Source organism: Oryzihumus sp. (assembly GCF_054325275.1).
Window position 1 is genome coordinate 1 of record NZ_JBTCWL010000028.1, and the last position, 23,675, is coordinate 23,675.

21 protein-coding genes, 1 tRNA gene, 1 other RNA gene and 1 pseudogene are annotated in these 23,675 nt (G+C 72.5%); 18 read left to right on the forward strand and 6 right to left on the reverse strand.

Going from position 1 to position 23,675, the window contains the following annotated elements:
- A pseudogene (locus tag ACXVGS_RS09185) lies at positions 1-466 on the reverse strand (hypothetical protein); the annotation flags it as partial.
- 337 nt (positions 467-803) lie between these two features.
- Between ACXVGS_RS09185 and ACXVGS_RS09190 the strand changes: the two are divergent.
- The 9 genes from ACXVGS_RS09190 to ACXVGS_RS09230 are packed head-to-tail and all read left to right on the forward strand — an operon-like array spanning position 804 to position 11,679.
- Positions 804-2,606, forward strand: a complete 1,803-nt coding sequence (locus tag ACXVGS_RS09190) for a glycoside hydrolase family 3 protein (protein ID WP_458536864.1) — start codon at positions 804-806, stop codon at positions 2,604-2,606.
- Positions 2,607-2,636: 30 nt separating this feature from the next.
- Entirely contained in the window at positions 2,637-3,980 is a 1,344-nt protein-coding gene (locus ACXVGS_RS09195) for an exo-beta-N-acetylmuramidase NamZ family protein (protein WP_458536865.1), read from the forward strand.
- Between the two features lie 7 nt (positions 3,981-3,987).
- On the forward strand, positions 3,988-5,754 hold the full coding sequence (locus ACXVGS_RS09200) for a serine hydrolase (RefSeq protein WP_458536866.1): 1,767 nt from the start codon (positions 3,988-3,990) through the stop codon (positions 5,752-5,754).
- A gap of 16 nt (positions 5,755-5,770) precedes the next feature.
- Entirely contained in the window at positions 5,771-6,673 is a 903-nt protein-coding gene (locus tag ACXVGS_RS09205) for a MurR/RpiR family transcriptional regulator (RefSeq protein ID WP_458530599.1), read from the forward strand.
- 41 nt (positions 6,674-6,714) lie between these two features.
- A complete protein-coding gene (locus ACXVGS_RS09210; RefSeq protein ID WP_458530600.1) occupies positions 6,715-7,680 on the forward strand; it encodes an N-acetylmuramic acid 6-phosphate etherase in 966 nt (321 codons plus the stop codon).
- Positions 7,677-8,948, forward strand: coding sequence for an extracellular solute-binding protein (locus ACXVGS_RS09215; RefSeq protein ID WP_458531711.1), 1,272 nt, complete (start codon positions 7,677-7,679; stop codon positions 8,946-8,948). The genes ACXVGS_RS09210 and ACXVGS_RS09215 overlap by 4 nt, the downstream gene beginning before the upstream one ends.
- 10 nt (positions 8,949-8,958) lie before the next feature.
- Positions 8,959-9,858, forward strand: a complete 900-nt coding sequence (locus ACXVGS_RS09220) for a carbohydrate ABC transporter permease (protein ID WP_458530602.1) — start codon at positions 8,959-8,961, stop codon at positions 9,856-9,858.
- Positions 9,855-10,754, forward strand: coding sequence for a carbohydrate ABC transporter permease (locus ACXVGS_RS09225; protein WP_458530603.1), 900 nt, complete (start codon positions 9,855-9,857; stop codon positions 10,752-10,754). The genes ACXVGS_RS09220 and ACXVGS_RS09225 overlap by 4 nt, the downstream gene beginning before the upstream one ends.
- Positions 10,755-10,758: 4 nt before the next feature.
- Positions 10,759-11,679, forward strand: coding sequence for a BadF/BadG/BcrA/BcrD ATPase family protein (locus ACXVGS_RS09230; RefSeq protein ID WP_458536867.1), 921 nt, complete (start codon positions 10,759-10,761; stop codon positions 11,677-11,679).
- A gap of 21 nt (positions 11,680-11,700) precedes the next feature.
- Here the strand turns inward: ACXVGS_RS09230 and ACXVGS_RS09235 are convergent, their stop codons facing one another.
- Entirely contained in the window at positions 11,701-12,135 is a 435-nt protein-coding gene (locus ACXVGS_RS09235; RefSeq protein ID WP_458530605.1) for a universal stress protein, read from the reverse strand.
- Between the two features lie 174 nt (positions 12,136-12,309).
- On the opposite strand from ACXVGS_RS09235, the gene ACXVGS_RS09240 reads away from it, so the two are divergent.
- Positions 12,310-12,633, forward strand: a complete 324-nt coding sequence (locus ACXVGS_RS09240; RefSeq protein ID WP_458530606.1) for a hypothetical protein — start codon at positions 12,310-12,312, stop codon at positions 12,631-12,633.
- A gap of 97 nt (positions 12,634-12,730) precedes the next feature.
- On the opposite strand, the gene ACXVGS_RS09245 is transcribed toward ACXVGS_RS09240, so the two are convergent.
- Positions 12,731-12,818 (reverse strand) — tRNA-Ser (locus ACXVGS_RS09245).
- A 113-nt stretch (positions 12,819-12,931) separates the two neighbouring features.
- On the opposite strand from ACXVGS_RS09245, the gene ffs reads away from it, so the two are divergent.
- Positions 12,932-13,028, forward strand: an RNA gene (gene ffs, locus ACXVGS_RS09250) — signal recognition particle sRNA small type.
- 139 nt (positions 13,029-13,167) lie between these two features.
- Here ffs and ACXVGS_RS09255 read toward each other — a convergent pair.
- Together ACXVGS_RS09255 and ACXVGS_RS09260 are read right to left on the reverse strand one after the other, a co-directional pair.
- Positions 13,168-14,595: a GntP family permease gene (locus ACXVGS_RS09255; RefSeq protein ID WP_458530607.1), complete on the reverse strand. Its 1,428-nt coding sequence runs from the start codon at positions 14,593-14,595 to the stop codon at positions 13,168-13,170.
- A 58-nt stretch (positions 14,596-14,653) separates the two neighbouring features.
- Positions 14,654-15,187 carry a gluconokinase gene (locus tag ACXVGS_RS09260; RefSeq protein ID WP_458530608.1) on the reverse strand — a complete coding sequence of 178 codons (534 nt, stop codon included), beginning with the start codon at positions 15,185-15,187 and terminating at the stop codon, positions 14,654-14,656.
- Positions 15,188-15,295: 108 nt separating this feature from the next.
- On the opposite strand from ACXVGS_RS09260, the gene ACXVGS_RS09265 reads away from it, so the two are divergent.
- From ACXVGS_RS09265 to ACXVGS_RS09295, 7 genes are all read left to right on the forward strand, one after another.
- Positions 15,296-16,090, forward strand: a complete 795-nt coding sequence (locus ACXVGS_RS09265; protein WP_458530609.1) for a FadR/GntR family transcriptional regulator — start codon at positions 15,296-15,298, stop codon at positions 16,088-16,090.
- 9 nt (positions 16,091-16,099) lie between these two features.
- Positions 16,100-18,352: a DNA polymerase III subunit gamma and tau gene (locus tag ACXVGS_RS09270; RefSeq protein WP_458536868.1), complete on the forward strand. Its 2,253-nt coding sequence runs from the start codon at positions 16,100-16,102 to the stop codon at positions 18,350-18,352.
- 55 nt (positions 18,353-18,407) lie between these two features.
- On the forward strand, positions 18,408-19,082 hold the full coding sequence (locus ACXVGS_RS09275; protein WP_458530028.1) for a lysophospholipid acyltransferase family protein: 675 nt from the start codon (positions 18,408-18,410) through the stop codon (positions 19,080-19,082).
- A 77-nt stretch (positions 19,083-19,159) separates the two neighbouring features.
- Positions 19,160-19,759 (forward strand): recombination mediator RecR, encoded by a 600-nt coding sequence (gene recR / locus ACXVGS_RS09280; protein WP_458533201.1) that lies wholly within the window; start codon positions 19,160-19,162, stop codon positions 19,757-19,759.
- Positions 19,752-20,306 (forward strand): DUF5063 domain-containing protein, encoded by a 555-nt coding sequence (locus ACXVGS_RS09285; protein WP_458531714.1) that lies wholly within the window; start codon positions 19,752-19,754, stop codon positions 20,304-20,306. The genes recR and ACXVGS_RS09285 overlap by 8 nt, the downstream gene beginning before the upstream one ends.
- 177 nt (positions 20,307-20,483) lie before the next feature.
- Complete coding sequence (locus ACXVGS_RS09290) at positions 20,484-21,752, forward strand: aspartate kinase (RefSeq protein WP_458530031.1); 1,269 nt, start codon at positions 20,484-20,486, stop codon at positions 21,750-21,752.
- Positions 21,749-22,822 (forward strand): aspartate-semialdehyde dehydrogenase, encoded by a 1,074-nt coding sequence (locus ACXVGS_RS09295; RefSeq protein ID WP_141790382.1) that lies wholly within the window; start codon positions 21,749-21,751, stop codon positions 22,820-22,822. The genes ACXVGS_RS09290 and ACXVGS_RS09295 overlap by 4 nt, the downstream gene beginning before the upstream one ends.
- An 89-nt stretch (positions 22,823-22,911) precedes the next feature.
- Here the strand turns inward: ACXVGS_RS09295 and ACXVGS_RS09300 are convergent, their stop codons facing one another.
- On the reverse strand, positions 22,912-23,658 hold the full coding sequence (locus tag ACXVGS_RS09300; protein WP_458533200.1) for a hypothetical protein: 747 nt from the start codon (positions 23,656-23,658) through the stop codon (positions 22,912-22,914).
- Between the last annotated feature and the right edge of the window lie 17 nt (positions 23,659-23,675).

Consider the following 23,675-nt stretch of genomic DNA (forward strand, 5'->3'; position numbering starts at 1 on the left):
CGTCCCACACCGTGGGCAGCGCCGCCGGCGTCAGCCGCGGCCCCAGCTTGGCCATCTCCGCCAACGCCACCGCGGCGCAGCGCACCCCGACCCGGCCGTCCAGCACGCACGAGCGCAGCCGCTGCACCGACCCGTGGTCCAGCACGTGCGCCGCGCCCGCCCCGACCGGGCGCCCGATGCAGGCCTGGGCGACCTTGACCAGGTCACCGGCCCCACCGGCCCGGTAGGACGGCGCCCACTCCAGCACCCACCCCGCCGCCGTCGCACACGACGAGGCCACCTCGCCCCGCTCCAACGCCTCGCCGGGCACCGCCACCTTGGCCGCCTCGACCCGGCAGGCCAGCGCATCCAGCAGACCCATCGCCGGACCCAGGTCCGGCCCCTGGCACTGGTGCAGCACCTGCTCGATCCCGACCAAGGACTCCCGCGCCGCGTCCACCACCGCCAACCGGTCCGCGAACCCCACCGCCGCACCACCACCCGACCCCGAAGCGGGCACGCCACCGGACCCGCTGGCCGCGGGCCCCTGACGATGATCCCCCTGGTGCATGGTTCGAACATACATTCGACCACCGACAGGCCCCGGCTGGTATTCACCGTGCGAGCGAAGGCTGCCCTGGTGCGGGGCGGCATGCCGGAGGGGTGGCATGCCGGTGACGGCCGCGGCATACCGGGAGGTCGCAGGGATGGTGAGGTAAAGGGTTGGTCAGGGCTGGCCGCCGACCGTTGACCCCGATTCTGTGACGTGAGTAACTTCCGCAGCGAACGCACGATGCGTGAATCGTTGACATCCCGGAGGCGTCATGCCGCAGTCCTTCCCGTCCCGACGGCTCGTCTCCGCGGCGCTTGCCGGCGGTCTCGGCCTCGCCCTCGCGGCCACCTCCGTGGCTCCCGCCCAGGCCCATGAGGAGCATGGCCCCCACGGTCCCCTGCAGCAGGCCCTGAGTCGGATGTCGTTGGAGGAGAAGGTCGGTCAGCTCTTCGTCCAGAACGTCTACGGCTCCGACGCGACCACGCCCGACTCCCGCAACATCCCGCTCTACGGCGTGGCCAGCCCGGCCGAGGTCGTGAAGAAGTACCACCTCGGCGGCGTCATCTACTTCGCGTGGACCGACAGCGTGAAGGACCCGCAGCAGATCACCGGCCTGTCCAACGGGCTCCAGCAGGCGGCGCGCGAGAGCGGCGCCCACATCCCGCTGCTCATCGGCACCGACCAGGAGCAGGGTGTCGTCACGCGCATCGGCCCGCCGGCCACGCAGTTCCCGGGGTCCATGGCGCTCGGCGCCGGGCGCTCCACCGACGACGCGCGCACCGCCGCCGCGATCACCGGCCAGGAGCTCAAGGCCATGGGCATCACCACCGACTACGCCCCGGACGCCGACGTCAACGTCAACCCGCTCAACCCGGTGATCGGCACGCGCTCGTTCTCCTCGCACACCGACCTCGTCTCCCAGATGGTCACCGCGCAGGTGAAGGGCTACCAGGAGGACGGGCGGATCTCGGCCACGGCCAAGCACTTTCCCGGCCACGGTGACACCGCCACCGACAGCCACACCGGCCTGCCGGTCATCACCCACACGCGCCAGCAGTGGGAGACGATCGACGCCCCGCCGTTCCAGGCCGCGATCAAGGCCGGGGTCGACGAGATCATGACCGCGCACCTGCTCGTGCCGGCGCTGGACCCCTCGGGTGACCCGGCCACGCTGAGCAAGCCGATCCTCACCGGCATCCTGCGCGACCAGCTCCACTTCAACGGCGTCATCACGACGGACTCCCTTGCCATGCAAGGGGTTCGGGACAAGTACGGCGACGCCGAGGTGGCGGTCCGGGCGATCCTCGCCGGCGCCGACCAGCTGCTGATGGCCCCGGCGATGGACGACGCCTACAACGCGGTCCTGGGCGCGGTGCGCTCCGGCCGGATCAGCCAGAAGCGGCTCGACGAGAGCGTCGGCCGGATCCTCACGCTGAAGTGGAAGCGCGGCGTCATCACCCACTCCTGGACCGACCCCGCCAAGGTCTCCGGCGTCGTCGGCACCCCCGCGCACCTCGCGGCCGCCGACGCCGTCACCGACCGCACCGGCACGCTGGTCGCCAACGACGACAAGACCCTGCCGTATGCGGCGGGCGGCAAGAAGGTGCTCGTCACCGGCTACGGGGTGGGCACCACGCAGACCCTCGCCGACGGGCTCGCCCGGCGCGGCGCCACGCCCCAGACCGTCCAGACCGGCAGTGCGCCCAGCGACGCGGCGATCGCCTCCGCGGTGGCCGCGGCGGCCGACAAGGACGCCGTCGTCGTCACCACGATGAAGGCCTGGGACACCACGGTCACCGACCCCAAGGCCGGTCAGCAGCGGCTCGTCCAGCAGCTGCTCGCCACCGGCAAGCCGGTCATCGTCGTCGCGGTCCGCGACCCCTACGACATCGCCTACCTGCCGGGCGTCAAGACCTACCTGGCGACCTACTCCTACAGCCCTGTGGCGATCGAGTCCGCGGTGCGGCTCATCACCGGCGAGGTCGCGCCGAGCGGCAAGCTCCCCGTCGACATCCCGGCCAAGGGCGACCCGCAGTCGGTCCTCTACCCCTTCGGCCACGGCCTCACCTACTGACGACCCACCGACCTCGAGGACGTCTCCACCATGAGCGAGATCAACCGCCGCCGGCTGCTCGGCGCCGCCGGGCTCGGCCTGGCCGCAATGCCCCTGTCCGCCGCCTCGGCGCGCGCCGCCGGTGACACGCGCAGCGACACCGGCATCGACGAGCCTGACGACCACGGGCGCACAGGCCTCGGCCACGGCACGGTCACCACCGGTGCCGAGCGACAGGCCCGCGACGGCTGGTCGGAGCTGCGCGGTCAACGGGTCGGCATCATCACCAACCCGACCGGGATCCTGCGCGACCGCCGCAGCATCGTCGACGAGATGGTCGGCTCCGGCGCGGTCAACGTGGTCGCGGTGTTCGGCCCGGAGCACGGCTTCCGCGGCACGGCCCAGGCCGGCTCGAGCGAGGGCACGAGCACCGACCTGCGCACCGGGGTCACCGTCTACGACACCTACGGCGCCTCCGCCGACAAGCTCGCCGGGATGTTCCGCACCGCCCGGGTCGAGACCGTCGTCTTCGACATCCAGGACGTCGGCGCCCGCTTCTACACCTACATCTGGACCATGTACACGGCCATGCGCGCCGCTGTCGCGACCGGGGCACGCTTCGTCGTCCTCGACCGGCCCAACCCGGTCGGCGGCACCGCCCGCGGCCCGATGATGACGCCCCCTTGGACCAGCGGCGTGGGACTGAAGGAGATCGTCCAGGCGCACGGCATGTCCGTCGGCGAGCTGGCCCGCTTCTTCGACGGCGAGTTCCTCGAGGGGGACGCAGGGGGTCGCCTCGCGGAGCTCACCGTCGTCGCCGTCCGCGGCTGGCGTCGGGACCTGCCGTATGCCGGCACCGGGCTGCCGTGGGTCATGCCCAGCCCCAACATGCCCACGCCCGACACCGCCCTGGTCTACCCGGGCATGGGCATGTTCGAAGGCACCCTCCTGTCCGAGGGGCGGGGCACGACCCGCCCGTTCGAGCTCATCGGGGCGCCGTGGGTCGACTACCGCTGGGCCGAGCGGCTCAGTGCACTGGACCTGCCCGGCACCGCCTTCCGCGAGGCCTACTTCACCCCGACCTTCAACAAGTTCGTCAACACCGTCTGCGGCGGGGTGCAGGTCGAGGTCACCGACCCGCGCCGGTTCGACCCGCTGCGGGTCGGCGTCGAGATGCTCGTCGCGGCCAAGGCCCTCTACCCCCAGTTCGGGTGGCGCTACGACAGCTACGACCTGGCGCGGCCCTACTGGATCGACAAGGTCACCGGCTCGACCCGCCTGCGTGACATGGTCAGCGCGGGCGCCACCGCCGACGACGTGACCGGGGCCTGGGCGCAGGAGCTCAGCGCGTTCGAGCGCGCCCGCAGGCCCTACCTGCTCTACCCCGGGGCGTGAGCCGGCGATGACCCCGCGACGCACCCTCGGCGCCGGCCTGCTCGCCCTCGTGGTTGGCTGCTCGCTGATGGCCAGCACCCCCGCGACCGCCTCCACCGCCGCGAGCGCGCACGCCCACGACGACGCCCGCCGCAGCGGCCGGTTCGACGCGCCCTTCACCGGGTTCGCGCCCGCCGGCACGGTGCTGCGGCAGCGCACCCCGGAGCAGCTCGGCATGGACCCCGCACCCCTCGACGCCAGCTTCGCCCGGATCCGGGGGTGGGAGGAGCCGAGCGGCTCCACCCACCCGCTGTATGCCGGCGCGGTCGCCCTCGTGGGCCACGACGGGGCCGTCGTGCGCAGCGAGGCGAGCGGCTGGGCGCTGCGCTACGCCGACGCGCAGGGCACCGAGCTGCCGCGCGACCAGTGGCAGCCGATGCGCGAGGACACCCTCTTCGACCTGGCCTCGGTGTCCAAGCTGTTCACCTCGATCATGGTGATGCAGCAGGTCGAGCGCGGCGCGATCGACCTCGACGCCCCGGTCGCGACCTACCTGCCGGCGTTCGCCGCCAACGGCAAGGACGCCATCACGGTGCGCCAGCTGCTGACGCACACCTCGGGCCTGCCGGCCTGGCTGCCGCTGTGGAGCGCCCGCCCCGACAAGGCCTCCCGGATCCAGATGGTGATGGACGCCAAGCCGTCCCACGCGCCCGGCACGACCTACCTCTACTCGGACCTCAACCTCATCACGCTGGGCGTCCTCGTCGAGCAGCAGACCGGCCAGGGACTGGACCAGGTGCTGCGCGAGCGGGTCACCGGACCGCTGGGCATGAGCGACACCGGCTACAACCCGCTGGACAAGCAACGCGCCGCGGCCACCGAGTTCGAGGCCAGCCCGCCGCGGGGGATGGTGCAGGGCGAGGTCCACGACGAGAACGCCTGGTCCCTCGGCGGCGTCGCCGGCCACGCCGGGGTGTTCTCCACCGCGCACGACCTGGCCGTCCTCGCCCAGGCGCTGCTCAACGGCGGCACCTACCGCGGCCACCGCGTCCTGAGCGGGGACAGCGTGCGCCAGATGATCACCAACATGAACCAGGCCTTCCCCGGTGACTCGCACGGCCTGGGCTTCGAGCTCGACCAGCGCTGGTACATGTCCGGCCTGTCCAGCCCGACCACCGCCGGGCACACCGGCTTCACCGGCACGTCGATCGTCATCGACTTCATGTCGCGCTCGTTCGCGATCCTGCTGACCAACCGGGTCCACCCGAGCCGCGGCTGGGGCAGCAACAACCCGGCGCGCCGGGAGATCGCGCAGGGCCTGGCGCTCTCGCTGGGCGTTGAGCCCCGGCACGGGCGGACCGAGTGGTGGAGCGGCACGGCCGACGCCACGACGGCGACGCTGACCACGCCGGTCCTGGCCGACGCCGACCCCTCCCGGCTGTCCTTCGACCTCTTCGTCGACACCGAGGAGAGCGACCCGCTGACCCTGGAGTCCAGCACCGACGGCGGGCAGACGTGGACGTCGCTGCCGTTCACCGTCCGGGACCGCGGCGAGCTCCACAGCACCGACGGCACGGTCGCCACCAGCGGCACCCGACGGTGGGTGCAGGCGGCCGCCGAGGTGCCGGCCGGACCGGTCCAGTTGCGGTGGCGCTACGCCACCGATGCCCTGTATGCCGGTCGCGGGGTCTTCGTCGACGGGGTCCGGGTCGTGGGCGGCCGGGGGGTGCTGCTGGACTCCGAGCGCCAGCCCGATGCCCTTGTTGCGCAAGGCTGGTCCGTGGTGAGCCGGTAGGTCGTAGGGTCGAGTCGTGACCTCCACATCGGACCCCCAGCCCGTGGCCTCCCCGACCGGGGCGACGTCGTTGCTGGTGCGCCTGCGCGCCGTGCGGCCGACCCTGTCCCCCGCGGAGGACCGTGTCGCCGAACGGGTCCTGGCCGACGCCCGTGCCGCTGCCGCGCTGACGATCAGCGAGCTGGCGGCCGCCGCCGAGACGTCGGAGACCACCGTCCTGCGGTTCTGCAAGCGGCTGGGGCTGCCCGGCTACCCGCAGCTGCGCCTGGCCCTGGCCGAGGAGTCGGCCCAGCCGCGCACCGTCTCGGCGCCCAAGAGCGACATCAGCGCCGAGGACTCCGTCGACGACGTCATCCGCAAGATCGCCTTCGCCGACGCCAGCGCGGTGGAGGAGACCGCCGACCAGCTCGACCGCGCGACCCTGACCGAGGCCGCCCGGTGCATCGCCGCGGCCCGCCGGGTGGACGTGTGCGGCTCGGGGGCCAGCGCGGTCGTGGCCGCCGACCTCCAGCAGAAGCTGCACCGCATCGGCGTGGTGACGTTCGCCTGGAGCGACCCGCACATCGCCCTGACCAGCGCGGCCCTGCTGCAGAAGGGCGACGTCGCAGTGGGCGTCTCGCACAGCGGCACGACCCGCGAGACCCTGGAGGCCCTGGAGCTGGCCAAGTCCCGCGGTGCGACGACCGTGGCCATCACCAACTTCCCGTACTCCCCGCTGGCCCGGGCCGCCGATCTCGTCCTGACCACCGCGGCCCGCGAGACCTCGCTGCGCTCGGGCGCCACCGCCAGCCGGATCGCCGCGCTGACCGTCGTGGACTGCCTCTACATCGCCGTGGCGCAGCGGAACCTGCCCGACGCGCTGCAGGCCGTGCGGTCCACCCGCAGCGCCGTCTCGGGCCACCATCTCGAAAGTCATTGACATCATTGACGGGTGATTGGTGAGAAAGTAACCTCCGGGTCGTGATCAACGACGCGGTGGCCGGAGCTCCCGAGGTCTCGGTGACGGCTCCGACCGAGGAGCGTCACCCGGGCACGCACGCGATCGACGCGATGAGCACGCTGGAGCTGCTGCGCACGATCAACGCCGAGGACGCCCGCGTGGCCCCGGCCGTGGCCGACGTCCTGCCCGAGCTGGCCCGCGCCGTCGACGGGACCGTCGCCCGGCTCCGCTCCGGCGGCTCGGTGCACTACTTCGGCGCCGGCACCTCCGGCCGCCTGGCCGTCCTCGACGCAGCCGAGCTGCTGCCCACGTTCAACGCTCCCGAGGGCCTCTTCGTCGCCCACCACGCCGGCGGCCAGGAGGCCCTGCTGCGCGCGGTGGAGAACGTCGAGGACGACGCCGCGCTCGGCGCCCGGGAGGCGTCCGCGCTGACCCCCGGCGACGTCGCGGTCGGCCTGACCGCCTCCGGCCGCACCCCGTTCGTCGGGGGAGCGCTCGAGGCGGCCCGCGCCCGCGGTGCGCTCACCGTGCTGGTGACCGCCCACCCCCACGCCGAGCTGGGCGGGCTGGCCGACCACCTGCTGGCCCCCGACACCGGCCCCGAGGTCATCACCGGCTCCACCCGGCTCAAGGCCGGCACCGCCCAGAAGCTGGTGCTCAACAGCTTCTCGACCGCCGTCATGGTCCGCCTCGGCCGCACCTGGTCCAACCTCATGGTCGACGTCGTCGCCACCAACGCCAAGCTCCGCGGGCGGGTGGTCCGCATCCTGTGCGAGGCCAGCGGCGCCGACGAGGCCTCCGCCCGGTCCGCCCTCGTGGCGGCCGAGGGCGAGCTCAAGCCCGCGCTCGTGAGCCTGCTGGCCGGCATACCGGTCGACGGGGCACGCGAGGCGATCGAGACACACCACGGGTCGGTTGCCGCAGCCTTGCGGGCCGTCCAGCACACTGCGCAGGCACACGAACAGGAGACAGGGCAATGGCAATGACGAACCGACGTGGCTGGGCCGCGGTCGCGATGGTTGCGGGCGCGCTGGCGCTCTCGGCGTGCGCGCCCTCGAGCTCGTCGACCAGCGGCTCGGGCTCCGGCGGCGACACCACGATCTCGGTGTGGTCGTGGCGGACCGAGGACGTCGCGGCGTACAACGACATCTTCGCCGTCTACGAGAAGGCCCACCCCGGGGTGAAGGTCGACTTCAAGGCGTTCAAGAACACCGAGTACAACCAGATCCTCACCACCGGCCTCGCCGGCTCCAGCGGCCCCGACGTCGCCCAGGTCCGCTCCTACGGCCAGCTCCAGCCGACCGTCGCCGCCGGCAGCCTGGTGCCGCTGGACGGCAAGGTCGACCTGTCCGGCTGGGACGCCAACGTCGTCAAGAGCGCGCAGGGCAAGGACGGCAAGACCTATGCCGTGCCGCTGGCCAAGCAGACGCTGCAGATGTTCTACAACAAGGACCTCTTCACCCAGGTCGGCGTGAAGCCGCCGACCACGTGGGCCGAGTTCATCGCGCTCAACGCCCGGCTGAAGGAGCAGGGCGTCACGCCGATGGCGGTCGGCGCCAAGGACTCCTGGACCCTGCCGATCGTGCAGGAGGTCGTCGGTGCCTCGACTTTCGGCGGCGCGAGCTTCGAGAAGGCCGTGATGTCCGGGCAGAAGACCTTCGCCGACCCGGCCTGGGTGGCCTCGGTCAAGGCGATCAGCGACCTCAAGCCCTACCTGCCGGACAGCGCGGTCGGCGTGGCCTACACCGACGCCCAGGTCCTGTTCAGCTCCGGCAAGGCCGCGATGTTCCCCGGTGGCTCCTTCGAGCTCGGCTTCTTCCAGAAGCAGAACCCGGGCCTGAAGCTCGGCGTCTTCCAGGTGCCCGGCCCGGCCGAGTCCACCCCGAGCACGCCCGGCTACGCCGACGGCTCCTTCGGTGTCTCGGCGAAGTCGGACGCCCAGAAGGCCAGCCTCGACCTGGTCAAGTGGATGTCGACCAAGGAGTTCGGCCAGCTCGTCGCCGACAAGGTCAAGCAGCTCTCCGCCGTGCCCGGCGTGACCTACAACGACCCGCTGCTCAAGCAGATGGCCGACGCCTACGCCAAGAACCCTTCGCCGTACCTGCTGCTGACCGACTTCCGCTACGGGACCCCCACCGGCACCGACCTGCTCGGCACCGGCATCCAGGAGCTGCTGCTCGGCAAGAAGGACGCCCCCGCGGTCAGCAAGGACCTGCAGACCGGCGTCTCCCAGTGGTTCAAGCCCCAGGCCTGAGAGTGAGCGCATGACCCGCCGCAGCGGCCTGTTCTTCGTCGCCCCCGCGCTGATCCTCTTCGGGATCTTCGTGCTCTACCCGATGGCGTCCGCCCTCAGCTACGCGTTCTTCTCGTGGCAGGGCACGGCGCGCGGGGGCTTCGCGGGACTGGACAACTTCCACGCGCTCTTCACGCAGGAGCCGTTCAGGAGCCAGCTGCCGCGGGCCTTCGGCCACAACCTGGCGTTCTTCGCCGGCACGATGGTCGTGCAGAACACCCTCGGGCTGGGCATCGCCGTCCTGCTGCACCGCCGGCCACGGACCCGGCGGGCGCTGCAGACGCTCTACGCGATGCCCTACCTGGTCAGCCCGATCGTCATCGGCTACCTGTGGACGCTGCTGCTGTCGCCGACGTTCGGCCCGGTCAACGCCCTGCTCCGGCAGGTCGGCCTGAGCAGCCTCGCGGTCCCGTGGCTGGGTGACCCCGGCACGGCCATGTGGGTCGTCATCCTGGTCAGTGCCTGGCAGTGGGTCGGCTTCCCCGTCCTGCTCTACGGCGCGGCCCTCGGCGGCGTGCCCGAGGAGCTGTCCGAGGCCGCGCGGGTCGACGGCGCCAGCCACTGGCAGACGTTCCGCTCGATCGTCTTCCCCCTGCTGGTCCCGGCGATCGGCACGGTCAGCGTGCTGACGTTCATCTTCGCGATGGAGGCGTTCGCGCTGCCTTACGCCCTCGGCGGGTCGACCGGAAACCCTGCCGGCGCAACGGACTTCATGTCGCTGCTGTTCTACCGCACGGCCTTCGAGAACGGCTCGACCAACGCGATCGGGGTGTCCTCGGCGATGGCCACGCTGCTGTTCCTCGTCATCTTCGGCGGGGCCGTCATCGCGACGCGGGTGCTGCGTCGCACCGAGGAGCGGATCGCCGGATGACCACCACCCTCGCACCCGGCACCGACCGCGCGAGCCGGCCCACCGGCATACCGGGCCCGTCGCCGCGCGGGCGCAAGCCGCGCCCGGTGGGTGGCCTGGTCGGCAGTGTCGCGCTGTGGGCCTACGCCGTCGGCGCGCTGGTGCCGCTGGTCCTGATGGTGCTCAACTCCTTCCGCACCACCGCCGACCTCTACAACAAGCCGCTGTCGATGCCGTGGCCGCCGTCGGTCGACAGCTACAAGGTCGCCTGGACCGAAGGGCACTTCGGCGACTACTTCCTCAACTCGCTTCTCGTCACGGTCGGTGCGGTGGTGCTGTCCACCGCGGTCTCGACGATGGCCGCCTACGCCCTGGCCCGGACCCGATCGCGGATCTTCTCGGTGCTTGAGTCGGTGTTCGTCAGCGGGCTGATGCTGCCGATCCACCTGGCGATCCTGCCGGTGTTCTACCTGCTCGACGGCATGCGCCTGGTCGACTCCCGCTTCGGGCTGATGCTGGTCTACGCCGCGGCCGGGGTGCCGTTCTCGGTCTTCGTGCTCACCACGTTCTTCCGCCAGCTGCCGCCGGAGCTGGAGGAGGCCGCGACCATCGACGGCGCGAACACGTGGCAGACGTTCGTGCGGATCATGGTGCCGCTGGTCAAGCCGGCCGTGGCGACCGTTGTCGTCTTCCGCTTCGTGCCGATCTGGAACGACTTCCTCTTCCCGCTGGTGCTGCTGCGCTCCCGGGAGAAGTACACCGTGCCGGTCGGCCTCACCAGCTTCTTCGGCGAGTACTCCACCAACTGGTCGGCGCTGTTCGCCGGGCTGGTCATCGCGACCGTGCCGCTGATCCTGCTCTTCCTCGTCGCCACCAAGCAGATCGTCGCCGGGCTCACCGCCGGCATGAGCAAGTGACCCCGTGACCGTCGTCCTCGGCGTCGACGTCGGCGGCTCCGGCATGCGTGTCGCCTGGGCCAACGGATCTGCCCGCGGCGCAACGGTGCTCGCCGACGGGGCGCACATCGGCGAGGGCGGCATCGACGTCCCCGCGCTGCTGCCCGTCCTGTCCTCGTATGCCGCGCAGCTCACCTCCCCGCCGGACGTGGTGGTCTGGTCCATGCGGGGCCTGACCACGCTGGCGGAACCCGGCGAGGTGCTCAAGCACGTCGCGTCAGCGGTCGCTGCCCGGCGGGTGGTCGTCACCAGCGACGCTGTCGCCAGCCTCGTCGGGGCGCTGGGGGAGGTCCGGCCGGGCGCGGTGCTGGCAGCCGGCACCGGCGCGGTCATGCTCGCCACCGACTTCGACGCTGTGTGGCACCGCGGCGACGGCTGGGGCCACGTGCTGGGTGACCGGGGCTCGGGTGCGTGGATCGGCCTGCAGGGGCTGCAGGCCGCGCTGCGCCACCGCGACGGCCTCGACGACGGCTCGGCCGACCTGCTCGAGACGGTCACCGACCTGTGGGGAGACCCCTACACCTGGCCGCGGGCGGTGATGACCGGCCGCAGCGCGCCGGCCGAGCTCGCGGCGCTGGCCCCCGTGGTCGGCGCGCTGGCGCCCACCGACCCGGCGGCGGCGGCGATCTGCCGCGAGGCGGGACACGAGCTGGCCCGCACGCTGGCCGCCGGAGCCGCGGCGGTGCGTGGGGCGACCCTGTTCGCCGTCGGCGGGCTGCTGGAGCTGCCGGCGGTCCGCGCCGCCTTCGACGACGCGGTCGGCCTGCTCGGGCTCGACCTGGCGCCGGCGCTCGGCACCGCGCTGGACGGCGCGCTCGCCCTGGGTCGCCACGTCGGTGAGGGGCGCGCGCTCGCCGCGCACCCGCCATACCTGCTGCTGTCCTGACCGCTGCCGTTCGTGCCGGGTTCAGCGGCGGGGGACCACCACGACCGGGCAGTGGGCGTGGTGGACGCACTGCAGGCTGACCGACCCGAGCAGGGTGCCGGCGAACGTGCCGTGCCCACGGCTGCCCACGACGAGCAGGTCCGCGTCGCGGGCCGCGTCCAGCAGCGCCTCGGCGGCGTGGCCGCGCACGATCTGGCGCACCACTGGCACGCCCTCGGCCTCACGCGCCACCTGCTCCAGGGCGACGTCCTGCTGCTTGCGGGCGTCGCCCTCGAGGTCGACGTCGGTGTACATCGGCACGTAGCCGTAGGCCGCGGACACCTCCCACGCCGTCACGGCGTGCAGCTCGGCACCCGTCAGGCGGGCCTGCTGGAGGGCCCAGCGCAGCGCGATCTGGCCGTTCTCGGAAGCGTCGACGCCGACCACGACGACGGGGGTGTGCTGGGTCTGGCTCATGCCTGAAGCATCCGTGGGCGCGGCAGCGGCGGGACAGGGACTTGCGGCCCCCGGGGGGAGGGCCGTGGGACCCCTTGCTCACCCGATTGGCGGAACCCGTGCGCCGAGAACCCCTGCACAGTGGACGCCGGTTTGCAGGCAGGGGAGTCGATGCAGGGACGAGGGAGCGTGGGAATGGGTCTGGTCCTGGCGGGGGAGCTGCACCACGACCCGGCGCTGGACACGGGGCAGCTGTGGTTCGCCGTGCCGGCGCTGCTGCTGCTCGTCGCCGTCACGGTGTGGGCCTGGCGGCGGGGTCGGAGCCTGTGGGTGGCCCTGACGGTCGTGGCGGCCTCGGGGGTGTGGCTGCTGGCCGACCCCGTGCACGAGCCGAGCCTGTGGACGTTCATGGAGTCCCACGCGGTGACCCCGGGCGACCTGCTCGTGCTGCCCGCACTCGTGGTTGCCGGCGTGGTGCTGCGCCGTGGCCTGCGGGACGGCCAGCAGCTGCGTCGCTGAGGCGGAGGATGGGGAGCCGTCGCTGCGCTCCTCCCAAATCCCGAGCGCTCCGCAAACGAGAACGGTCCCCGAAGCAAGCGCCGGGGACCGTTCTCGATGGCGGAGGATGGGGGATTTGAACCCCCGAGGGTTTTATCCCAACACGATTTCCAATCGTGCGCACTAGGCCGCTATGCGAATCCTCCGCGGAGGAGGTTACCCGACACCGGGGCCAGTTCCCCAATCGGCCCCGGCGGCCCCGGGCAGCCCCGCCGCGTGGCCGATTTCGGCGCCGCCGGACCCCTGCTCTAGAGTGGGCGCAGACCCCCCGTGTGGTGGTACCTCACTGAACTCCCCCAGGGCCGGAAGGCAGCAAGGGCAGGTGAGCTCTTCCAGGTACGCGGGGGGTCCTTTCATGCCCTGAGCAGGTCAGCCCTGAGGCTTTTCGGTGTCCTGACCCGCACAAGTCTCAGGAGTGCCGGGCCGGCACGCGCCGACACGCGAACGGCCCCGGACCACAACGGGTCCGGGGCCGCGCGTCAGGCGGGCACCCGCCTACAGCACCAGGCCGAGCAGCAGCACCAGGACGATGCCGACGACGGAGATCAGCGTCTCCATGACCGACCACGTCTTGACGTTCTGCACCACGTCGACCTTGAAGTACTCCTTCACCAGCCAGAAGCCGGCGTCGTTGACGTGGCTGAAGAACAGCGACCCGGCGCCGATCGCCAGCACCAGCAGCGAGGTGTGCGTCGGCGAGAGGCCGGCGGCCACCGGGGCGAGGATGCCCGAGGCGGTGATCGTGGCGACGGTGGCCGAGCCGGTCGCGAGCCGGATCAGCACCGCGACGACCCAGGCGAGCAGCAGCGGCGAGGCGCCGTTGCCGGCGACCGCCTTGGCGATGATGTCGCCGATGCCGGTGTCGACGAGCACCTGCTTGAAGCCCCCGCCGGCGGCGACGATCAGCAGGATGCCGGCGATCGGCGGGAACGACTGCTCCACCGACTTCGCGATGCCCTCACGGGTCAGGCCGGCGCCACGACCGAGGGTGACCATGGCGACGAGGACGGCCAGCATCAGCGCGACCAGCGGGGTGCCGAGGAAGTCGAGGACCACGCGGGTGCCGTCGGCCTTGGGCAGGAAGATGTCGGCCAGCGCCTTGCCGAGCATGAGCACGACGGGCAGCAGGACGGTGAACAGCGTGGCGCCGAAGCTCGGGCGGCGGGTCTGCGTGGCAGCCTCGGCCGCGAGCGTGCCGGGGCCGTCGCTGACGCGGTGCCCGGCGTCGGCCTCCGACCGCGACACGAACAGGTCGGGAGCCTGGACCGGGACCCAGCGTGCGGCATACCGGGAGAAGAGCGGGCCGGCGATGATGACCGTCGGGATGGCGACGAGGACGCCGAGGCCCAGGGTGATGCCGAGGTCGGCCTTGAGCGCGGCGACCGCGACGAGCGGGCCGGGGTGCGGCGGCACGAGGCCGTGCATCACCGACAGGCCGGCGAGGGCGGGGATGCCGACGCGCATCAGCGGCAGGCCCGAGCGCCGGGAGACCAGCAGGATGACCGGGATCAGCAGGACCAGCCCGATCTCGAAGAACATCGGCAGGCCGATCAGCGCGCCGACGAGCGCCATCGCCCACGGCAGCGCGCGGGTGCTGGCCCGGCCCACGATCGTGTCGACGATCTGGTCGGCGCCGCCGGAGTCGGCCAGCAGCCGGCCGAGCACCGCCCCGAGCGCGATCAGGGTGCCGACGCTGGCGACGGTGGCGCCGACGCCCTTGCCGTAGCTGTCGAGGGTGTCGGCCAGCGGCATCCCGGCGATGGCGCCGACCGCGACCGCCCCGAGGGTCAGGCTGAGGAAGGGGTGCAGCTTGACCTTGGTGATCAGCAGCACGATGAGGCCGATGCCGATGAGGGCGGCGGCGATCAGCCGCGGGTCGCTGGCGGCAGGGGCCGCTGCGGCGACGAGGGCGGAAGTGCTCACGTCTTCTCCTGGTGGGTGGTCGGGTAGGTGGGTCGGTGGGGTTGGTCGGTGGCGTGGGTCAGGCCGGGACCGGGTGGTCCGACAGGTATGCCGTGAAGCGCGCCACCACGTCGTCGACGGGGGCGGCGAGGTCGGCGACCATGCCCTCCTCGTCGGACCCGAGCGGCTCGAGGTCGGCGAACTGGGAGGCGACCAGCGAGGCCGGCATGAAGTGGCCGGGGCGCCCGGCCACCCGCTGCGCGACCACACCGGGGTCGCCGTCCAGGTGCAGGAACGGCAGGTGACCGACGGGCGCGCGCAGCACGTCGCGATACCGGCGCTTGAGGGCCGAGCAGCTGACCACTGCGCCGGTGGCCCGGTGGTCGGCCAGCCAGCCGGCGATGGCCCGCAGCCACGGTGCGCGGTCGGTGTCGTCGAGCGGGACGCCGGCCGACATCTTGGCGATGTTGGCCGGCGGGTGGAACTCGTCGGCGTCGGCGTACGGGACCCCCAGCCGTGCCGCGAGCTCCTGGCCGACCGTGGTCTTGCCCGAGCCGGAGACACCCATGACGACCGCGATCGGGCGGCGGGCCGGGGGCGTGGTGAGGGTCATGCGGTGCTCCAGGGGGTTGATGGCTGCGGACCACTGTCCGCTGTTGATGTCATGAAATCAAGACTTAACCCAGAATTGATATGACGTAATCCCGACTACAGTGGTCTCATGACGACGCCGGGCCTGCATGAGCGGGTCCTCTCACGCCTCGGCCCTGCCATCGTCGCGGGCGAGCCCGCTCCGGGCGAGGTGCTGCGGCTCGAACAGCTCGAGGCCCGCTACGGCGTCTCGCGCACGGTGGTCCGCGAGGTCGTCAAGGTCCTCGAGTCCATGCACGTCGTCACCAGCCGGCGCCGCGTCGGGGTCACCGTGCTGCCGCGCACCGAGTGGAACATCTTCGACCCCCGGATGATCCGCTGGCGCCTGGCCGGCGCCGACCGGATGGAGCAGCTGTCCTCGCTGAGCCAGCTGCGCACCGCGGTCGAGCCGGTCGCCGCGGCGCTCGCGGCCCGCAACGCCACCCCCGAGCACTGCGGCCGGCTCACCGCGGCCGTCATCGGCATGTCGGTCTCGGCGCGCAAGGGCGACCTCGAGGAGTACCTGCGGCACGACATCGAGTTCCACCACGCCGTGCTCGAGGGCTCGGGCAACGAGATGTTCGCCGGCCTGACCCAGGTCGTCGCCGAGGTGCTCGCCGGCCGCACGCACCACCACCTCATGCCGGCGCGCCCCGAGCCCGAGGCGCTGCGCCTGCACGCCGAGGTCAGCGACGCCATCCAGGGCGGCGACCCGGCCCGCGCCGAGAAGGCGATGCGGGCGATCGTGCAGGAGGCGATCGAGGCCATGGAGGCGATGGCCGCCGAGCCGGGTGAGGCCCCGGCACCTCCGCCGGAGCGTCGCAGGTCCGGCGGGAAGCCGCGGGCTGGGGACGTACCCCGCCCGCATGTCACCCGTCGCCGTTAGGGTTCCTTCGTGTCCACCGCCCTGTACCGCCGCTACCGGCCCGAGTCCTTCGCCGACGTCATCGGCCAGGAGCACGTGACCGAGCCCCTGATGCAGGCGCTGCGCACGGGGCGGGTCAACCACGCCTACCTGTTCAGCGGCCCGCGCGGCTGCGGCAAGACGACCAGCGCCCGCATCCTGGCCCGCTGCCTCAACTGCGAGGAGGGGCCGACCCCGATCCCGTGCGGCACGTGCCAGTCGTGCGTGGCGCTGGCCCGCGGCGGGTCCGGCTCCGTCGACGTCATCGAGATCGACGCGGCCAGCCACGGTGGTGTCGACGACGCTCGTGACCTGCGCGAACGCGCCTCCTACGGGCCGGCCCAGAGCCGCTACAAGATCTACATCATCGACGAGGCGCACATGGTGACGCCGCAGGGCTTCAACGCCCTGCTCAAGATCGTCGAGGAGCCGCCGGAGCACGTGAAGTTCGTCTTCGCGACGACCGAGCCCGAGAAGGTCATCGGCACGATCCGCTCCCGCACCCACCACTACCCGTTCCGCCTCGTCCCGCCTCAGGTGCTCACCGACTACCTCGGCCAGCTGTGCGAGTCCGAGGGCGTGGCGGTCGCGCCGGGCGTGCTCTCCTTCGTCGTCCGCGCCGGTGGTGGGTCGGTGCGTGACTCGCTGTCGGTGCTCGACCAGCTCATCGCCGGCTCCGGGCCCGAGGGGCTGACCTACGAGGGTGCCGCCGCGCTGCTCGGCTTCACCGAGGGCGAGCTGCTCGACGCCACGATCGACGCGCTCGCCGTGGGCGACGCGGGGTCGGTGTTCCGCCAGGTCGACAAGGTCATCGAGACCGGTCACGACCCCCGGCGCTTCGTCGAGGACCTGCTCGAGCGGCTGCGCGACCTCATCGTCGTCGCGGCGGTGCCCGACGGTGCGTCCGCGGTGCTGCGCGGCCTGCCCGAGGACCAGCTTGAGCGGATGCGCCAGCAGTCCGCCGCGTTCGGCTCCGGGGCGTTGACCCGCGCTGCCGACATCGTCAACGCCGGCCTGACCGAGATGAGCGGTGCCACCGCGCCACGCCTGCAGCTCGAGCTGATCTGCGCCCGCGTGCTGCTGCCCGGCGCCTCCGGCGAGAGCGGGTATGCCGCGCGCCTGGACCGCCTCGAGCGTCGCCTCGACGTCGGGGCGGGTGGCGCGCCGGCCCCCTCGGCGCCGCCGGTCCAGTTCAGCCGTCCCGCGCCGTCCCCCGCCCCTGCCAGCCCTGCGCCCGCCGCGGCCCCCGCGCCGGCGGACGAGCGCCCGGAGCCCGCGGCCGAGCACCCCGCTCCCTCGCGCGAGCAGGCGCCCGCCGCCGCGGCGCCCGAGAGCCCCGCACCCGAGCGACCGGCCCCTGAGCGCCCCACACCGGACCGTTCCGCACCGGAGCGTCCGGCCGCCGAGCATCGGGCCGCCGAGTCTCCGGTCGTGGAGCAGCCTGCCGAGGGCCCCGCCCCCGTGGCCTCGATGCCCATGCCGGGCGGCGTCGACACCGCCGCGATCCGCCGGTCGTGGCCGGACGTGCTCGCCAAGATCTTCTCGATCAAGCGCACGACGTGGACGTTCCTGTCCGAGCACGCCCAGGTCCTCGACTACGACGGCCAGCGCCTGCTGCTCGGCATCTCCACCGTCGGCCTGGCCAACACCTTCCGCCGCGGCCAGCACGCCGAGCTGGTGCGCCAGGCGCTCGTCGAGGTGCTCGGCGTCAACGCGGTCGTCGAGGGCATCCCCACCCCCGAGGGCGCCCCGGCGCCCGGCACCTCCGGCGGTTCGCCGGCGGCGTCCGCCGGCCCCGCGGGCTCCACGCCCACGCCGGCCGCACCGGCCAGCCAGGGGTCGAGCTCGGGCGGCTGGGACGAGCCGGCCGGCCCGTCCCGGTCGGCCCGCGACGACGCCGGCATCGCGTCCGGTCGCGGCGAGGACTCCGGCGGGGGCTGGGACACCAGCGCGCCGCCCCCGGACTGGGCCAGCGTCCCGTCGGCAGCAGGCGGCTCGGCCGCCGAGTTCTCCTCGCCCGACCCGTCTCCCGAGCCCACCCCCGTGGCCACGGTCAGCCCGATGCAGCGCGCCCGGGAGGCCGTGGCACGCGAGGCGGGCACCCGGCATACCTCTGCGGTGGAGCCGGCCGACGACAGTGCGGCCAGCGCCGACGACGAGGACATCGCCGACATCGGCGGCGTCGGCCTGCCGGTGATCCAGAGCGTGCTCGGTGGGACCGTCATCGGGGAGTTCGACCAGTAACCTGCTGCTGCAACAGGTCCGTGTCGTCGGCCGTGCCGCGACGAGAAGAGGTCGAATGCTCTACCCGGTGAGCCGGTTCGTGCTCGTGCCGTTGGCCCGCGCCATCTACCGGCCCCGCGTCATCGGCAAGGCCAACGTCCCCAAGCGCGGCGCGGTCATCCTCGCCAGCAACCACCTGTCCTTCATCGACAGCGTCGTGATCCCGCTGACGGCGCCGCGGCGCGTGGTGTTCCTGGCCAAGGCGGAGTACTTCACCGGCACCGGCCTCCGCGGGGCGCTCAGCCGGGTGTGGTTCAACGCGCTGGGCATGATCCCCGTCGAGCGGGGCGACACCCGCGCGGCGCAGGACTCCCTGGACGCGGCACTGGAGGTGCTCCGCCAGGGCGAGGCGTTCGGCATCTACCCCGAGGGCACCCGCTCGCGTGACGGCCGGCTCTACCGCGGGCGCACCGGCGTGGCCTGGCTGGCGCTGACCGCCGGGGTGCCGGTCGTGCCGGTGGCGCTGGAGGGGACGCAGCGGCTGCAGCCGGTCGGCTCGCGCCTGCCGCGGCCGGTGCGGGTCACCGTGAAGTTCGGCGAGCCGATGTCCTTCGCCGACCGCTACGCCGGGGTCCCGCAGGGACGGGCCCGGCGTGAGGTCACCGACGAGATCATGGCCGCGATCCACGCGCTGTCCGGCCAGGAGCTCGCCGGCACCTACAACGAGCGCCCGGCCGCCCCCACGTCCTGACGACGCGCCGCACACCGGGCGGCACAGGCCCGGGTGTCCGTGCCCCCGGCGTGACGGCGAGGGCATAGGCTCACGGTGTGTACGAAGGCGTGGTCCAGGACCTGATCGACGAGCTCGGCCGGCTGCCCGGCGTGGGTCCCAAGAGCGCGCAGCGCATCGCCTTCCACCTGCTCCAGGCCGATCCGGCCGACGTCAACCGGCTGGTGAGCGCGCTGACCGAGGTCAAGGCCAAGGTCCGCTTCTGCATCACCTGCGGCAACGTCGCCCAGGCCGAGGAGTGCCGCATCTGCTCCGACCCCCGGCGCGACGCCGCGCTGATCTGCGTGGTCGAGGAGCCCAAGGACGTCGTGGCGATCGAGCGCACGCGCGAGTTCCGTGGCCGCTACCACGTGCTCGGCGGGGCGATCAGCCCGATCGAGGGCGTCGGCCCCGACGACCTGCGGATCCGCGAGCTCATGACGCGCCTCGCCAGCGGCGAGGTCACCGAGATCATCATCGCCACCGACCCCAACCTCGAGGGGGAGGCCACCGCGACCTACCTCGCGCGGCTGCTGCGCCCGATGGGGCTGCGGGTCACCCGGCTCGCCTCGGGCCTGCCGGTGGGTGGCGACCTGGAGTACGCCGACGAGGTCACCCTGGGCCGGGCGTTCGAGGGCAGGAGGCTGCTGGATGTCTGACGAGCTCACCCTTCTCAGCGAGGAGACCGCCCGGGACGCCCGCAGCTACCTCGGTGCGGTCACCGAGGTCGCCTCCGGCAGCTCCCCGGAGACCGCCATCCCGGTGCTGCTGCTGGCTGTCTCGCAGGTCTCGCTGGCCGGCGCCCGGCTCGGCGCGATCACCGACGTCGTGCCCGAGGACCGGTTCGAGGCCGACCCCGGCCCCGAGGCCGACGTCGACCCGCTGCGGCAGGGGCTGGCCAACCTGTTCGAGGGCCTGGACGAGTACGCCCACCTCGTCGACCCCCTGGTCAGCCTCGAGGTCGCCACCGGCTCGCTGAGCAACGACCTCAGCGAGATCGCCTCGGCCCTGGCCCACGGCCTGCAGCACCTCGAGGCGGGGCGGGTCACCGAGGCCCTGTGGTGGTGGCAGTTCAGCTACCTGTCCTCCTGGGGCGACAGCGCGACCCGCGCTCTGCGGGTGCTGCACACCGTGCTGCGGCACGTGCGGCTCGACGCCGACGAGGAGACCGTCGCCGACGCCGAGTTCGACGCGCTCCACCCCTGAGCAAAGTCTGGGGCCGGTTGCCGTCGGCGCCGGAGGATCTGCGCTGAGGCGGCAGGCGCACCGCAGGAGGTCCCCACACGGCATACCGGGGGAGTCTCGCGATCCGGCCACCGGCCATCCCCGGGGGTGCGACGGATAAACTGGCCGCTCCGCCAGCACGACCAACCGGAGTTCCTTTTGAGCTTGATCGTCCAGAAGTATGGCGGTTCGTCCCTGGCTGATGCCGAGAGCATCAAGCGCGTCGCGCGGCGGATCGTCGAGACCCGCCGCGCCGGCAACGAGGTCTGCGTCGTGGTCTCCGCGATGGGTGACACCACCGACGAGCTGCTCGACCTCGCCGAGGAGGTCAGCCCGCTGCCGCCCGGCCGCGAGATGGACATGCTCCTCACCGCGGGCGAGCGCATCTCGATGGCCTTGGTCGCGATGGCGATCGCCAACCTCGGCCACCAGGCCCGCTCGTTCACCGGCTCGCAGGCCGGCGTCATCACCGACTCCTCGCACGGCAAGGCGCGGATCATCGACGTGACGCCCGGCCGGATCCGCGACGCCCTCGCCGAGGGGCACGTGGCCATCGTCGCCGGCTTCCAGGGCGTGAGCCAGGACAGCAAGGACATCACCACCCTGGGCCGCGGTGGCTCGGACACCACGGCGGTCGCGCTGGCGGCCGCGCTCGAGGCCGACGTCTGCGAGATCTACACCGACGTCGACGGCGTGTTCACCGCCGACCCGCGCATCGTCCCCGCCGCCCGCAAGATCGACCGGCTCTCCAACGAGGAGATGCTGGAGATGGCCGCGTCGGGCGCCAAGATCCTGCACCTGCGGTGCGTCGAGTACGCCCGCCGCTTCGGCATGCCGATCCACGTCCGGTCCTCGTTCTCCTACCGCGAGGGCACGTGGATCATCGACCCGGAAGAAGGAGTATCCGTGGAAGCCCCGATCATCGCCGGCGTCGCGCACGACCGCAGCGAGGCCAAGATCACCGTCGTGGGGGTGCCGGACCACCCGGGCAAGGCGGCCGAGATCTTCCAGGCGTGCGCCAAGGCCGGCGTCAACATCGACATGATCGTGCAGAACGTCTCCGCCGTGGAGACCGGACTCACCGACATCTCCTTCACGCTGCCCAAGACCGACGGCCAGCATGGCGTGCAGGCGCTCAAGGCGGTGCAGGAGTCCGTCGGGTTCGCGTCGCTGCAGTACGACGACCACATCGGCAAGCTCTCGCTCGTCGGTGCCGGCATGCGCTCCCACCCGGGTGTGTCCGCCACGTTCTTCCAGGCGCTCGCCGACGCGGGCGTCAACATCGAGATGATCTCCACCTCGGAGATCCGCATCTCGGTCGTCACCCGCGACGACCAGCTCGACGACGCCGTGCGCGCGGTGCACACGGCGTTCGGCCTCGACTCCGTCGAGGGTGAGGCCGTGGTCTACGGAGGTACCGGACGATGAACACCCGCAAGCCCACCCTGGCCGTCGTCGGCGCCACCGGCGCCGTCGGCTCGGTGATGCTGCAGATCCTGTCCCAGCGCCAGGACGTCTGGGGCGAGATCCGCCTCGTCGCCTCGGCCCGCTCGGCCGGCAAGGTGCTGCAGGTCCGCGGCGAGGACGTCGTCGTGCAGGAGCTCACGGCCGAGGTCTTCGACGGGGTCGACGTCGCGATGTTCGACGTGCCCGACGAGGTGTCGGCCCAGTGGGCGCCGGTCGCCGTCGAGCGCGGCGCGGTTGCCGTCGACAACTCCGGGGCGTTCCGGATGGACCCCGAGGTGCCGCTCGTCGTGCCCGAGGTCAACCCCGCCCAGGTCCGCAACCGGCCCAAGGGCATCATCAGCAACCCCAACTGCACGACGCTGACGATGATGGACGCCCTCGGGGCGCTCCACGCCGGCTGGGGGCTCAAGGAGCTCGTCGTCGCCTCCTACCAGGCGGCCTCCGGCGCCGGGCAGCCCGGGGTCGACCGGCTCTACGACGAGCTCGAGGTCGTGGCCGGCCACCGGGAGGTCGGGCAGCACACGGGTGACGTGCGCGCCTCGGTCGCCGACAAGCTCGGCGACGACAGCCCGTTCCCGGCGCCGCTCGCCCTCAACGTCGTGCCGTGGGCAGGCTCGCTCAAGGACGGCGGCTGGAGCTCGGAGGAGCTCAAGGTCCGCAACGAGTCCCGCAAGATCCTCGGCATCCCCGACCTGAAGGTGTCGGCGACCTGCGTGCGCGTGCCGGTCGTGACGACCCACTCGCTCGCGGTCCACGCGGTCTTCGAGAAGCCGCTGACCGTCGACGCCGCCCGTCAGGCCCTCATCGAGGCGCCGAGCGTGGTCGTCCTCGACGACCCTGAGGCCGGCGAGTGGCCGACCCCGGCCGACGTGGTGGGCACGGACCCGACGTGGGTGGGTCGTCTGCGTCAGGCGCTGGACTTCCCCAACACCATCGACCTGTTCGTGTGCGGCGACAACCTGCGCAAGGGCGCGGCGCTCAACACCGCGCAGATCGCCGAGCTGGTCGCCGCGGAGCTCACCGCCGGCTGAGGTCTCCCGCACCTCGACCGAACGCACCAGATCCGTCGAATCGGGCCGTTCACGGCCTCGATTCGACGGATTTCGTGCGTTCGGTGGGGTTAGACCAGGAAGCTCAGCCCGATGTTGACCAGGCTCGCGGCGACGAAGCTGAGGGCGAACCCGGTGAGCCCGCGTTGCCGCCTCGTCACCTTGGACCGTGGTGGTAACAGGTGCTCCAGCACCAGCCAGGCCACGAGGCCCAGGCCCGCCGAGACTCCCAGGAGCCAGAACCAGAACCACTTCGTGCCCCGGTGCGGCGGCGGCCCGGTCACCAGCATGACCAGGCCGGTGAGGCCCACGACGACGACCAGCGGCTCTAGCAGCTCCGGCTGTGGCACCGGCGACGTCGCCCCGTCACGGTCCAGCGCGGCGACCAGCGGCGCCACCAACGGGTCGGTCAGCGGCTCACCGGTCGGTGTGCCGTCCGGGTTGAGCGGGGCGTGCGCCTGCGGCGGGGAGGAGTTGAGGTCGACGGGCACCCCCGTGATGCTCGCCCAGCGGCGCCGGCCGTCGTGCAGCGACCAGGCGATCCCTGGCCCGATCGGGGAGAGGTTGAAGTCGGTCGTCGAGACGTTCCAGGGCCCATGCCCGGTCCGCGTCCCGTAGACCACCTCGTAGTGGTCGACCCGCCCGGCCGCGACGTCGGCGCGCAGCTGCTGCGGAGTGCTCTCGCCCGGCCGGGTCCACAACGTCAGCCCGAGCGTCACCGCCCAACCCGCCAGCAGCAGCCACGCCAGGGCGCGCAGCAGCGTGCCCGTCCTGGCTGAGGTTGTCGTGGCATCAACCGTCGCTGTCCCCCCGTCCATGCGCGGAGCGTATGCCG